The following is a 13,293-nucleotide window of genomic DNA, read 5'->3' on the forward strand; positions in this document are numbered from 1 at the left end:
CGATCACCTCACGGCCCTCCGCGGGTCGAGCGCGTTGCGCAGCCCCTCGCCGAGCACGTTGAACGCGAACGCCGTCACCAGGATCGCCAGCCCGGGGAAGGTCACCACCCACCAGTTGGTGGTGAAGTACGTCTGCCCCTGCTGCACCATCAGCCCCCACTCGGCCGTCGGCTCCTGCGCGCCCAGCCCCAGGTACGACAGCGCCGCCGAGGTCAGGATCACCCCGCCCGCGTCCAGCGAGAGCTGCACCAGGACCGGGGTGAGCGAGTTCGGCAGCACGTGCCGCAGGACGATCAGCGGCGCGGGCACGCCGAGGCAGCGGGCGGCGTCCACGTAGCTCCGGGTGGAGATCGAGGCGGCCACCGAGGCGGCCAGCCGGGTGTACCAGGGCCACCAGGTGACCGCGATGGCCAGCACGACCGTGCCCACGCCGGGCGACAGCACGACCGCCAGGGCCAGCGAGAGCAGCAGCGCGGGGAAGGCCAGGAACACGTCCGTGGCCCGCATGATCACGTCACGGAGCGGGCCGCCCGCGTACCCGGCGACCACGCCGAGCGCCACCCCGACGGTGGCCGCGACCGCGAGCACGGCGACGGCGATGAACAGCGAGGTGCGGGCGCCGTGGAGGAGCTGGCTGAGCACGTCGCGGCCGACGTTGTCGGTGCCGAACCAGTGCGCGCCGCTCGGCGGCAGCAGCGTCTCCAGCGGGCGCGGGTCGGGCGGGTAGGGCGCCAGCCAGGGCGCGAGGATCGCGGCCAGCACGACGAGCACGATGAGCACCGCGCCGAAGGCCGCGAAGCGGTCGGGGACGCGGGGCAGCGTGCGCCGCGGCGGGATCTCAGCGGTCCCCTCGCTCGTCCCCCCGGTGGCCCCTCCGGTGGTCCCTCCGGTCGTCATCGGGCCCTCACCCGGGGGTCCACGACGCCCTGGAGCAGGTCCACGACCAGGTTGGCCAGCGTGTACACCAGCGCGACCAGGAGCGTCACGCCCGCGATGGCGGGGGTGTCGCGCGCCTTGATCGACTCGGCGGCGTAGCGGCCCAGGCCCGGCCAGTTGAAGACGGCCTCGACCAGGAAGCCGTTGACGATCGAGTACGCGAACACCAGCGCGACGACCGACAACACCGGCGCCAGCGACGGCCGCAGCGCGAACCTGGTCAGCACGGCCGTCTCGCCGAAGCCGAGCGCCCGCTCCATCCGGGCGTGGTCCTGGCCGGCCTCCTCGATGAGGGCCGCCCGGGTCATCTGCGCGACCACCCCGGCGGGGTAGGCGGCCACGACGAGGGCGGGCAGCACCAGGTGCCGGAGGGTGCTGGTGAAGATGGGCCAGTTGCCGGTGATGAGGGCGTCCACGATCGTGATGTTCGTCCACAAGGTGAGCGGGCTCGTGGTGTCGAGCGAGGAGTCGTACTCGCCGGCGATCGGCAGCCAGCCCAGGTTGCCGGCGAGGACGAGCTGCAGGATCAGGGCCAGCCAGAAGACCGGCACGGAGACCGCGAGCATGCTGGTGAGGCGCACCCCGAGGTCCGGCAGCCGCCGCCGGTGCCGGGCGGCCAGCACGCCGGCCGGCACCCCGACCAGGATCGCCAGCACCAGCGCCGTCCCCACCAGCTCCAGCGAGGCGGGGAAGGCGAGGTAGAGGTCGTCGCGGACCGGCTGCCGGGTACGCAGGCTGGTGCCCCAGTCGCCGGCGAGCAGGCCGCGCACGTACGTCACGAGCTGCACCGGCAGCGGGTCGTCCAGGCCGAACCGCTCGCGGGCCGCGGCGAGCTGCCCGGGCGTGGCCTTCGGCCCGGCGTAGGCGACCGCGGGGTCGCCCGGCACCAGCCGCATGACGGCGAAGGTGAGCACGACCACGCCGGCCACGACCAGGAGTGCCTGGCCGAGCCGGCGGGCCAGATGGCGTGCCATGAATCAGGCTGCGCGCTTCAGGTCGTGGAAGAAGACCACGTTGGGGTAGGCCGGGTTGTCCACGTAGCCCTGGACGTCGGCCGCGAAGGCCCGCTGGTAGGTCTGCACGTACGGCACCGCCACCGCCGCCCGCTCCTCGATGATCTTCTTCTGCAGGTCCTGGTAGGTCTCGTCCGCCTTGACCTGGTTGGTGGCCGTCAGCTCGGGCAGCGAGTCGATGGCCGCGTCGATCTGGTCGTCCTTCAGGTACGACAGGTTGAGCTGCGGCTCCTTGGTGCTCCTGAAGACGTTGAGGAACCACGAGTAGGCGTCCGGGTAGTCCGGGTACCAGTACATGACGAAGATGTCCTGGCCCTTCTTCTTGCCCAGGTCCCACTGCGCGTTCCAGGTCATGGGCCGGGCCTGGAGCGTGACGTTGAGCTTGCGCAGGGCCGAGCTGAGCAGCGTGACCAGCAGCTTCTGGTCCTCGTCGCCCTGCGCGTAGGTGAGGGTGAGCTTGAGCTCGGGGTTGTCGGGCCCGTAGCCGGCCTCCTCCAGGAGCTGCTGGGCCCTGGCCAGGTCCTGCTTGGGCTGCATGCCGGGGACGTGGCCGAGCAGGCCCTCCGGCACCAGGCCGCTGGCCTTCTGCCCCGAGCCCTTGAGCGCGGCCACCAGGCCGTCGTAGTCGATGGCCGCCTGCAGCGCCCGGCGCACCCGCTCGTCCCTGGCCGGGCCGGAGGCGGTGTTGAACAGCACGAGCAGGTTCTGGAACGACGGCGACTGCGAGGTACGCACGTTCTCCGTCGCGCCGGCCTGCTGGAAGAGCTGCGGGTTGAGGCGCTGGACGAAGCTGACCTCGCCCTTCTGCAGGAGCTGCCAGGCCGTGGTGATCTCCGGGGTGACGCGGAAGGCGACCTTCTTGTACTGCTCGGGCTTCCAGCCGCCCCAGTAGCCGTCGAACGCCTTCAGCGTCAGCTCGGTCTCCTTGCCCTTCTGCCAGGAGTCGATCGTGTACGGGCCGGTGCCGCCGTCCTTCTTGCCGTCGGGGTCCACGGCGTCCACGTCGTAGATGTAGGCGGCGTAGGCGGAGGAGGCGACGAGGTCGAGCGGGGCCGGGTACTTGAGGGTGAACTTCAGCGTCGTGTCGCCCACGGCGTCGATGGTGTCCACGGCGCTCCAGATGTAGGCCGCGCCGCCCTTCTTGTCGATCGTGCGCTCGATGGCCTTCTTGGCGGCCTCGGCCGTGAGCGGGGCGCCGGAGTGGAACCGCACGCCGGGGCGCAGCTCGAAGGTCCACTCCTTGCCGCCCGCCGCCGAGCTCCACTTGAGCGCCAGGCGCGGCTCGGCCTTGCGGGTCTCGGAGTTGTACCTGGTCAGGCCCTCGTAGATGTTGGACAGGGCGACGATCTCGTTGGAGTAGGAGGTGGCCGGGTCCCAGTCGGTGACGACGTCGAGGTTCGGCACGTACACGAACGTGCTGTCGTTGCTCTTCGCGCTCTGGCCGGTGGTGCCCTGGCCGGTGGCGCCCTCCCGGGGGGCGGGCGTGCCGCCGGCGCCGCGCACCTGGCCGCCCGCGCAGGCGGACGCGGTCAGCCCCAGGAGAGCGGCGGCCCCGGCGACGAGCAGACGCTTGTGCCAGCGCATGGTGGGGGATCCTTTCGGTCTGTCACCGGGCGAGGGGTCCGGCGGCTTTGACGTGTACCCGTACGGCGGGCTCGGAGAGGTAGCTCAGCGGCACCTCCAGGAGATCGACGATCTCCACGAGGGACGGGTCGGCCCCTGCCGCCACGGCCCGTGCCGCCGCCTCCTCCTTGGCCCTTTCGATGGCCTTCGACCGGCTATCTCCCGCAGGCAAGATCGTATCGACTCTGCCGCTCGCCAGCGCGATCGCGGCGCCGACGGCGTTGGCCACCTCGGCGTGCTCCGGGCGGACCACCTCGCCCGCGCCGGGCACCCGGGCCGGCAGCACGAACGCCCCGCCCCCCACCGCGACCAGCGGCCGGCCGGCCCGGCCGAGCGCCATCCTGTCCACGGCGTCGGCGATCATCCCGTCCGCGGCCGCCACCGCCCTTTGCAGGATGTCGGCGATTGTTTCCGAGGTGTCAACCCGCCAGCCGGGCGCGTGCGGCGGGGTGCGGCCGGCGGCCACGGCGGCGTCGGTCATCGTCGCCGTGCCGCCGCCGAAGACCAGGGCCTCCTCGGTGATGCGGTAGCCGACCGAGTCGGGGCCGAGGCCCCGCTCGCGCACCACCGTGCCGCCGCCGAGCGCGATGGCCAGGATGTCCGGCATGCGGAAGTTGGTGAGCACGCCGCCGATCTCGACCGCCGCGGCCGACTCGCGGGGGAACCCGCCCGACAGCACGCCGAGGTCCGTGGAGGTGCCGCCGACGTCCACGACGATCGCGTCGGCCGCGCCCGACAGGTACGCCGCGCCGCGCAGCGAGTTCGCCGGCCCCGAGCCGATCGTGGCGACCGGCAGGCGGGCGGCGTGCTCCAGCGTCATCAGCGTGCCGTCGTTCTGCGCCAGGTACGGGCGGGCGCCGAGGCCGCGCTCGGCCAGGGCGGCGGTCAGCGCTCCGGTCACGTGGGCGGCGACCCCGTACAGCGCGGCGTTGAGCACGGTCGCGTTCTCGCGCTCCAGCAGGCCCAGCGAGCCGATCTCGTGGCTGAGCGAGACCGGCAGGCCGTACTCGTCCCTGATCAGCTCGCCCACCAGCCGCTCGTGCTCGCCGCTTGCCGGGCTGAAGACGCCGGTGACCGCCACCGCCTCCGCCCCGGCGCCGTCGAGGAAGCGGCGCACCGCGTCCAGGGCGGGCGGGGCCAGCTCGCGGCCGTCCACGTAGTGGCCGCCGGGCAGGACGGCCTCGCCCGCCGAGACGGCCTTGCGCAGGTCGTCCGGCCAGCCGGTGAGCGGGGGGACGCTGGTCGTGGCGGGCGCGCCGAGCCGCAGCACGGCCACGCGGCCGAGGCCGCGCCGCTCCAGGACGGCGTTGGTGGCGTGCGTGGTGCCCAGCATGACGCGGGCGACGCGCTCCCCCGGCTCCTCCAGCTCGGCCAGCACCGCGTCGAGGGCGGCCCGCAGCCCCTCCGTGACGTCGGGGGTGGTCGGGCGCTTGGCCTTGGCGATCACCCGGCCGGCCGGGTCGAGCACCACGGCGTCGGTGTTGGTGCCGCCGACGTCGATCCCGATCCGCAGGTCAGCGTCAGCCATGCGCCGTCAGCTCCTCGGCCAGCTCCTCGACGGGGACGTAGTCCAGGTCGTACCCGAAGGCCCGCGGGCCGGCGGTCTCCAGGCCCTTGGGGGTGCGCCAGAGGGGGTCGCACGGCCAGGCCAGCACCGTCACGCGCTGGCCGTAGCGCAGGGCCTCGGTCTGGATCGCCGCGGCCGTCTCGGTGTCCACGACCGTGATCAGGTCGGGCACCAACGCGAGCGGGCGGCCGTGCTCGACGGCGACCAGGTTCTCGTTCTGCAGCTCCAGCGTGAGCGTGCGGCCCCGGTCGGCGCCGGTGCCCTCGACCGTGGCCGTGCCGCGGACGAAGCCGCCCGTGGTGCGCCGCTCCACGTCGGTCAGCTTGCCGGTGACCAGGCGGGCGGCGCCGAGCCGGTCCTGGAGGGCGCGCAGCGGGTCGGGGGCGCCCTCGGTGGCGCGGCCGACCTCCAGCGCGTACGTGACCGTGCCCTCGATGACCGCGCCCCGGGCGGCGGCGGCCGGGAGCACGTAGTCGGCCATCAGCGCGGACGAGCCGGCCGCCACGCACACCGCCCTGGCCAGGCGCTCGGACCACAGGCCGTCCACCGGGCGGATGGTGACCACGTTGCCCTGCACGTCGGACATGATCACCAGGTCGGCCGGCAGGCCCGCCACGTACATGGAGACCATCTGGACCTCGGGGAAGGCGCGGCCCATGCCGTCGGCGTCGAGCAGCGGCAGGCCGAGCCGGGCGGCCCAGGCCACCGGGGCGACGCCGTTGGAGCCGCCGATCTCGGAGGACATGACCGCGGCCGGCGGGCGGCCGAAGAGGCGCTCGACCTCCTCGGCGACGCGCCTGGGCTCGTCCTCGCCGTGGATCATCTCGTGGCTGACGGTCGGCGCGCCGATGCCGGACAGCGGCACCACCAGCGCGTCGTCGGGGAGGTCGGCCAGGCCGACCAGCGGGACGGGGCCGTACGCGCGGATGGCCCGGACCGCGGCCAGGGACCCGGTGCGGACGTCGCCCCCGCCGCCGGTGCCCAGGACGGCGCAGCCACGGGCGAGGGCCGGGATGTCGCTTACATCAATGCTCATTTGGCGACACAACCAACCACATAGGCGCTCATTCCGCCAGTCCGGCACGCGCCGGGCGGGCATGCGTGCCGCCGGTTAGGGTGGGGCCATGCGGATCTCAGTGGCCGCCGACAGCAAGGACGGCGTGGCCGAGCGGGTGGTGGCGGAGCTGCGCAGGCGCGGCCACGAGGTCGTCGCGCACGGCGCGCTCGACGACGGCGAGCGCGACGACTGGGCGTGGGCCTGCGAGCTGGCCGCCAGAGACGTCGCCGAGGGCCGCGCCGACCAGGCGGTCGTGTGTTGCTGGACCGGCACCGGCGCCTCGATCGCCGCCAACAAGGTGCCCGGCGTGCGCGCCGCCCTCTGCGTCGACGCCTACACCGCCGGCGGCGCCCGCAAGTGGAACGACGCCAACGTGCTGGCCCTGAGCCTGCGGCTCACCTCCGACGTGGTGCTCGACGAGATCCTGGACGCCTGGTTCGCCGGCCGGCCCAGCGCCGACCCCGCCGACGCGGCCAACATCGCCCATCTGGAAGAGATCTGACGGGCGGGCGTGTGACCCCGGGGGGCAGGGAAATCGTCGGTCCCGGCGTCTAGGGTGCTGGCATGACCGACGTGCTGCTCCGCGGCGGGCTCCCGTGGGGGCTCGGCTCCCCCGCCGACATCCTCGTCAGCGACGGCCTGATCCAGCAGGTCGGGCCGGGCCTGGCGGCGCCCGGCGCCCAGGTGGCCGACGTCACCGGGCAGCTCGTGCTGCCCGGCCTGGTCGAGGCGCACTGCCACCTCGACAAGACCCTGTACGGCGGCCCCTGGGTGCCCCACTCCGCCGACGACACCCTGGCCGGCCGCATCGGCAACGACCTCGGCCGCCGGGCCGAGCTGGGCGTGCCCGACCCCGGGCGCATCGCCGCGCTGCTGGGGCGCATGAGCGCGGCCGGCACCACGCACGTGCGCACCCACACCGACATCGATCCGCGGGTGGGCCTGCGCGGCGTCGAGGCCGTGCGCGAGGCCGCCGCCCGCGTGCCGGTCGAGGTGTCCCAGGTCGCCTTCCCGCAGCACGGCCTGCTGACCAACCCCGGCACGGCCGAGCTGCTGGAGGAGGCGCTGAAGAGCGGCGTGGAGGCGGTGGGCGGGCTCGATCCGGCGGGCATCGACCGCGATCCGGTGCGCTCCCTCGACGTGATCTTCGGCCTGGCCGAGCGTTACGGCGCCAGGGTCGACATCCACCTGCACGACGGCGGCACGCTGGGCGGCTGGGAGCTGGAGCTGATCATCGAGCGCACCCGGGCGCTGGGGCTGGGCGGGCGGGTGGCGGTGAGCCACGCGTACGCGCTGGGCCAGCTCGACGAGGCCCACCAGGGCCGCCTGGTGGAGGGGCTGGCGGAGGCCGGCGTCGCGCTGGTCACGGCGGCGGTCTACAGCTTCCCTGTGCCGCCGGTCAAGCGGCTGCGCGCGGCGGGGGTCACGCTCGCCTGCGGGCACGACGGCATCCGCGACCTGTGGGGGCCGTACGGCAGCGGCGACATGCTGGAGCGGGCCATGCACGTGGCCTACCGCAGCACCTTCCGCAGGGACGACGACATCGAGCTGGCGCTGCACGCGGCCACCTACGGCGGGGCCAGGCTGCTCGGGCTCGACGGCTACGGCCTGGCTCCCGGCGACCGGGCCGACCTCGTCGTGCTGCCGTGCGGCGGCCCGGCGGAGGCGGTGGTCGTTCACCCTGCGCGCACTCTGGTCATGAAAGACGGCGTAGTCCTGCACAATTGACCGGCGGGACCATCGAAAGGCAGGCAAGTGCTCTCTATTCACCAGCGGATCGCCACGGAGCTCGGCGTACGCGACGGGCAGGTGCAGGCGGCGGTCGAGCTGCTCGACGGCGGCGCCACCGTGCCGTTCATCGCGCGATACCGCAAGGAGGCCACCGGCGCGCTCGACGACGCGCAGCTGCGCACGCTGGAGGAGCGGCTGCGCTACCTGCGCGAGCTGGAGGAGCGCCGCACCGCGATCCTGGAGTCCATCGAGTCCCAGGGCAAGCTCGACGACGCGCTGCGCGAGCAGATCATGGCGGCCGAGACCAAGGCCCGGCTCGAGGACATCTACCTGCCCTACAAGCCCAAGCGGCGCACCAAGGCGCAGATCGCCCGCGAGCTGGGGCTGGAGCCGCTGGCCGACCAGCTCCTCGCCGACCCCACGCTCGACCCGGCCGCCACGGCCGCGGGCTTCGTCACCGAGGGCGTCGCCGACGCGGGCGCGGCGCTGGAGGGCGCGCGCGCCATCCTCATCGAGCGCTTCGCCGAGGACGCCGACCTCATCGGCGGCCTGCGCGAGCAGCTCTGGCAGCGCGGGCGGCTGACGTCGAAGGTGCGCGAGGGCAAGGAGGAGGCGGGGGCCAAGTTCTCCGACTACTTCGAGTTCGGCGAGCCGTTCACCAAGCTGCCTTCCCACCGCGTCCTGGCGATGTTCAGGGGCGAGAAGGAGGAGATCCTCAGCGTCACGCTGGAGCCCGACGACAGCCCCGACTACGAGCTGCGCATCGCCTCCCGGTTCGGCATCTCCGACCAGGGCCGCCCGGCCGACAAGTGGCTGACCGAGACCGTGCGCTGGGCCTGGCGCACCCGCATCCTCGTCCACCTGGGCATCGACCTGCGCATGCGGCTGTGGCAGGCGGCCGAGGACGAAGCGGTGCGGGTGTTCGCCGCCAACCTGCGCGACCTGCTGCTGGCCGCGCCCGCCGGCACCCGTACGACGATGGGGCTCGACCCCGGCCTGCGCACCGGCGTGAAGGTCGCCGTGGTCGACGCCACCGGCAAGGTCGTCGACACCGCCACCATCTACCCCCACGAGCCCAAGCGGCAGTGGGACCAGTCGCTGGCCGTGCTCGGCGCGCTCGCGCAGCGGCACGGGGTCGAGCTGATCGCCATCGGCAACGGCACCGCCTCCCGCGAGACCGACAAGCTGGCCGGCGAGCTGTGCAAGCTCATGCCGGGGCTGACGAAGATCGTGGTGTCGGAGGCGGGCGCGTCGGTCTACTCCGCCTCGGCCTACGCCTCGCAGGAGCTGCCCGACCTCGACGTGTCGCTGCGCGGCGCCGTCTCCATCGCCCGCCGGCTGCAGGATCCGCTGGCCGAGCTGGTCAAGATCGACCCCAAGTCGATCGGCGTCGGCCAATACCAGCACGACCTCGCCGAGACCAAGCTGTCGCGCTCGCTGGACGCGGTGGTCGAAGACTGCGTCAACGCGGTCGGCGTGGACGTCAACACCGCCTCGGCGCCGCTGCTCACCCGCGTGTCCGGCATCGGCGCCACGCTGGCCGAGAGCATCGTCAGGCACCGCGACGCCAACGGCCCCTTCCGTACGCGCACGGCGCTGAAGGAGGTGCCGCGGCTCGGGCCCAAGGCGTTCGAGCAGTGCGCGGGCTTCCTGCGCATCCGCGGCGGCGACGACCCGCTCGACGTGTCGAGCGTGCACCCCGAGTCCTACCCGGTGGTGCGCCGCATCCTCAGCACCGTCAAGACCGACCTCAAGTCGCTGATCGGCAACACGGCGGCGCTGCGCTCGCTGCGTCCCGGCGACTTCACCGACGACACCTTCGGCCTGCCGACGGTCACCGACATCCTGCGCGAGCTGGAGAAGCCGGGCCGCGACCCGCGTCCCGCCTTCAAGACCGCCACCTTCAAGGAGGGCGTCGAGAAGATCTCCGACCTGTCCGCCGGGATGATCCTGGAGGGCGTGGTCACGAACGTCGCCGCCTTCGGCGCCTTCGTCGACGTCGGCGTCCACCAGGACGGCCTGGTGCACGTGTCGGCCATGTCGCGCACGTTCGTCAAGGACCCGCGCGACGTGGTCAAGCCGGGCGACATCGTCCGGGTCAAGGTGCTGGACGTCGACATCCCGCGCAAGCGCATCTCCCTGACGCTGCGCCTGGAGGACGACCTCGCCGCCGGCCAGGGCGGCGCGCCGGGCGACGGCGCCCGCCGCTCGAACGGCGGGCGCGACGGCGGCGGCGGGCGCGACGGCGGCGGGCGCGGCCGGGGCCAAGGCGGTCGCGGTGAGGGGGCGCGCGGTGACGGCGCGCGTGGCGACGGGGCACGCGGCGACGGGGCACGTGGCGGCGACGGCGCGCGCGGCCAGGGCCGGGGTCAGGGCGAGGGCGGCCGGGGCCAGGGCGGGCGCGGCGACGGCCAGCGCGGCAACGGCAACGGCGGCGGTGGCAACGGCGGGCGGGGCCGCGGTGACGGCCAGCGCGGCGGCGGCCAGCGGCGTCAGGGCAGCCCGGCACCGACGGGCGCCATGGCCGAGGCCCTCCGCAAGGCCGGCCTCACCGACGGCGGCATCCGCTAGCACGACCACCACCAAGAACGGCCACCCAGCCGAACGACCACCGCTGAACGACCACCGCTGAACGACCACCGCTGAACGGCCAGCCCGCCGAACGGCCACCGCCGAACGACCACCGAGCCGGGCGGCAACCGCTGAACGACCACCGAGCCGAACGGCAACCGCTGAACGACCACCGAGCCGGGCGGCCGCCTCCCTCCGAGGGGCGGCCGTCCGGGACGAGGAGCCCCGTTGGCCGGTCTCATCGCCGAGCTCCTGCACCCGCACGAGATCGACAGGCACCTCTACGGCATCTCGGACGTCGAGGAGACGTGGCACCTCCCTGAGATCCCCACGGACCCGAGCGGCTGGGTCGGCGCCGGTGACAACGGCATCCAGATCGAGGAGCCGAGCGAGAGGTGCCGGCTCAAGTTCGAGCTCTGGGACGGCCCGCCCCCGCCCCCGCCACCCGGCTCCTACGACCGGACCTGGACCGGCCGTGTCCGCATCGGGTCGGGACGGGTGTTCGCCGTGAGCGGCCACGGCGGGGGCACGCGTCACGGCCCGGAGTTCGAGCTCGGCCGCCCCGGCGCCACCTGGAACGTCGGCGTCCACCGCAAGGCGCTCGGCCACGAGGAGTTCCCGGTGGAGCTGGTCAGCTTCAGCCTGCTGAAGATCCGGTTCTGGCCGATGGGCGACGACGAGAGGTGAGCGTCCGAGCGGGGCGGCCCGGTGCCCGGGTCGTGGGCCGGGGCGTTACGGTCGGAGGGTGAGCACTTCAGCGTTCAGCACGGCGGTCGCCCAGGCTCGCGACCTGCTCAGATGGCACTCCCCCCTCCGGACCGAGCTCTGGGCGGCCCGGCTGGCCGCCTCCCTGGAGCCGGAGCAGGTGGAGCCGTTCCTGCGGGAGCTGGCCGAGGACGGCGGTGCGGAGGCCCGGCTGACGCTCGCGGCACTGGCGGCCGTCCACCCCGAGCCCGTCGCGGGAACGGCCGTCCCGGCCGCGGAGACGGCCGAGCCGGGAGCGGGGACGCACGACCCGGGAGCGGGGACGCACGAGCCGGGCGTGGGGACGCACGAGCCGGGCGCGGAGGCGGCCGGGCGGGTGGCGGCGGTGTATCGGCGGGGTGCCGACGGGGTGCTGGACTCCCTGCCCGGGTGGGCCGCGCGCATGGGCCGGGTGGTGTGCGAGGACGCCTGGTACGGCAAGGCCGACCCGTACGGCGAGCAGGTCCTCGCGGCCCTCGGCTTCCGCTACGAGAACGGCAAGGAGCCGCACCTTCTGGTCGTCGGCATCGACCAGCCGCACGGCGGCCTCGCCGTGGACGCCCTGGTGGAGGAGCTGAAGTTCCTCGACGACCTGGGGCTGGCCGCCGCCGAGCCGGGAGTGGTCGCGGGCCGGGTGCTGGACGCGTTCGAGCTGGGTGAGCGCCTTCTCGGGGCGGCGGTGGCCGACACGCTGCCCGGGGTCCGCCCGCTGGCCGTGGCGCGGGCGTGGAGCGTGCCCGGTCTCGTCCGCGGTCCCGGTGACGACGCGGCCGAGCGGTTCACGGACCTGCCGGACCTGCCGGGGGCGCGGGAGGCGTTCGAGAAGCTGAAGGAGTTCGTCGGGGACCGGCCGCTGTGGTGGAGCCCGGCCCGGGTCTCGCAGCTGCTCACCTCGTGGCTGCCGCGCGAGGCGATCCTGTCGGAGGAGGCGGTGGCCGCCATGCCGGAGGTGCTGCGCGCCTGGACGCGCTTCAGCGGCGACCAGCCGGCGGTACTGCGCCGGATCGACGAGGACGCCCCGCGCCTGCCGGCCCTCATGGCCGACGACTCCCTGGCCGGCCTCGGCAAGCGCTTGGCACTGGGCCGCCTGCGCTGACCGCCGCCGGCCGGGATCCGCGCCGGCCGGGATCCGCGCCGGACGGGATCCGTGCCCGCCGGAACCTCGCGCCCGCCGGAATCCGCGCCGGCCGGAATCCGCGATGGCCGTCGTCAGTCGTCCAGTCGCCGGCGCAGCAGGCAGAACTCGTTGCCCTCGGGGTCGGTCAGGACGTGCCAGCTCTCCTCTCCCGTCTGCCCCACGTCCGCGGGCCGCGCGCCCGCGGCGAGCAGCCGTTTCAGCTCCTCGTCCTGGTCGCGGTCGGTCGGGTTGACGTCGATGTGCAGCCGGAGCTTGCCCGTCTTCGGCTCGTCGGTACGGCTGAGGATGATGGTCGGCTGGAGGCCGCCGAAGCCCGCCTCCGGCCCGATCTCCACGTCCCCGTCCTCGCGGCCGATCACCTGGTAGCCGAGCACTTCGCACCAGAACGCCGCCAGCCGCTCGGGATCCCGACAATCCATTACCAATTCACTGATTCTGCACGCCATGCCACACCCTTACCCATTCAGCCGGACACGGTGCTCGGCGCGAAACACGGATGACTCTCCTCGCGAATAACCCACGGCGGGCACGTTCGGCTCGCGGGGGGTGGCTCGTGGACAGTGGTTCGACGCGGCTGCGGCTGAGTGTCGTCGATCCCGAGGCGGATCCGCAGGAACTGGACGAGGCCACGGCCCGGCTCCGCGCCGAGCTCTTGCGTGCCACGCCGTACAACCAGAGGGTGGCCTCGGCGCCCTCCGGCAGCTCGTCCACCCGGCGCCAGGCGACGGTGAAGGTCTCCGCCACCACGTCGGCGGCGTCCTGCGGCACCTCGCAGCGCCGGGCGGCGTAGGCCATGATCGGGCCGTAGGCCCGGTTGTAGGCGGCCTCGAACTTGGCCAGCCGTTCGTCATCCACGGGCGGTTCCCATGGTGGATCTCCTCATCGGCTTATTTGCTCGGATACCTATGCCTAT

General features: G+C 73.8%; 12 protein-coding genes. 5 read left to right on the plus strand and 7 right to left on the minus strand.

Features of this window, described 5'->3' with window-relative positions; genetic code table 11:
* Nucleotides 1-3: 3 nt before the first annotated feature.
* From AB0H75_RS22885 to AB0H75_RS22905, 5 genes are read right to left on the minus strand one after another with little or no spacing between them, the layout of a single operon-like run.
* Nucleotides 4-897 (minus strand): ABC transporter permease, encoded by an 894-nt coding sequence (locus tag AB0H75_RS22885; RefSeq protein WP_367799145.1) that lies wholly within the window; start codon nt 895-897, stop codon nt 4-6.
* On the minus strand, nt 894-1,910 hold the full coding sequence (locus AB0H75_RS22890) for an ABC transporter permease (protein ID WP_367799147.1): 1,017 nt from the start codon (nt 1,908-1,910) through the stop codon (nt 894-896). Before AB0H75_RS22890 ends, AB0H75_RS22885 begins: the two co-directional genes overlap by 4 nt.
* A gap of 3 nt (nt 1,911-1,913) precedes the next feature.
* Nucleotides 1,914-3,533 carry an ABC transporter substrate-binding protein gene (locus AB0H75_RS22895; RefSeq protein ID WP_367799149.1) on the minus strand — a complete coding sequence of 540 codons (1,620 nt, stop codon included), beginning with the start codon at nt 3,531-3,533 and terminating at the stop codon, nt 1,914-1,916.
* 22 nt (nt 3,534-3,555) lie between these two features.
* Complete coding sequence (locus AB0H75_RS22900) at nt 3,556-5,100, minus strand: hydantoinase/oxoprolinase N-terminal domain-containing protein (RefSeq protein WP_367799151.1); 1,545 nt, start codon at nt 5,098-5,100, stop codon at nt 3,556-3,558.
* Nucleotides 5,093-6,175, minus strand: coding sequence for a DUF917 domain-containing protein (locus tag AB0H75_RS22905; protein WP_367799153.1), 1,083 nt, complete (start codon nt 6,173-6,175; stop codon nt 5,093-5,095). Before AB0H75_RS22905 ends, AB0H75_RS22900 begins: the two co-directional genes overlap by 8 nt.
* Before the next feature lie 88 nt (nt 6,176-6,263).
* On the opposite strand from AB0H75_RS22905, the gene AB0H75_RS22910 reads away from it, so the two are divergent.
* The 5 genes from AB0H75_RS22910 to AB0H75_RS22930 all read left to right on the plus strand — a co-directional run bounded on the left by AB0H75_RS22910 (nt 6,264) and on the right by AB0H75_RS22930 (nt 12,338).
* Nucleotides 6,264-6,698, plus strand: coding sequence for an RpiB/LacA/LacB family sugar-phosphate isomerase (locus tag AB0H75_RS22910; protein WP_367799155.1), 435 nt, complete (start codon nt 6,264-6,266; stop codon nt 6,696-6,698).
* Between the two features lie 62 nt (nt 6,699-6,760).
* Entirely contained in the window at nt 6,761-7,924 is a 1,164-nt protein-coding gene (locus AB0H75_RS22915) for an amidohydrolase (RefSeq protein ID WP_367799157.1), read from the plus strand.
* Nucleotides 7,925-7,951: 27 nt separating this feature from the next.
* A complete protein-coding gene (locus AB0H75_RS22920) occupies nt 7,952-10,498 on the plus strand; it encodes a Tex family protein (RefSeq protein WP_367799159.1) in 2,547 nt (848 codons plus the stop codon).
* 228 nt (nt 10,499-10,726) lie between these two features.
* The gene (locus AB0H75_RS22925) at nt 10,727-11,185 is read left to right on the plus strand and encodes a hypothetical protein (RefSeq protein WP_367799161.1); all 459 of its coding nucleotides are present in this window, start codon (nt 10,727-10,729) and stop codon (nt 11,183-11,185) included.
* Nucleotides 11,186-11,243: 58 nt separating this feature from the next.
* Complete coding sequence (locus AB0H75_RS22930) at nt 11,244-12,338, plus strand: hypothetical protein (protein WP_367799163.1); 1,095 nt, start codon at nt 11,244-11,246, stop codon at nt 12,336-12,338.
* A gap of 113 nt (nt 12,339-12,451) precedes the next feature.
* Here AB0H75_RS22930 and AB0H75_RS22935 read toward each other — a convergent pair whose 3' ends face one another.
* Together AB0H75_RS22935 and AB0H75_RS22940 are read right to left on the minus strand one after the other, a co-directional pair.
* The gene (locus tag AB0H75_RS22935; protein WP_367799165.1) at nt 12,452-12,826 is read right to left on the minus strand and encodes a VOC family protein; all 375 of its coding nucleotides are present in this window, start codon (nt 12,824-12,826) and stop codon (nt 12,452-12,454) included.
* On the minus strand, nt 12,807-13,175 hold the full coding sequence (locus AB0H75_RS22940) for a hypothetical protein (protein WP_367799726.1): 369 nt from the start codon (nt 13,173-13,175) through the stop codon (nt 12,807-12,809). The genes AB0H75_RS22935 and AB0H75_RS22940 overlap by 20 nt, the downstream gene beginning before the upstream one ends.
* Nucleotides 13,176-13,293: the final 118 nt, after the last annotated feature.

This window comes from Nonomuraea sp. NPDC050783 (assembly GCF_040802095.1).
Lineage (GTDB): Bacteria > Actinomycetota > Actinomycetes > Streptosporangiales > Streptosporangiaceae > Nonomuraea.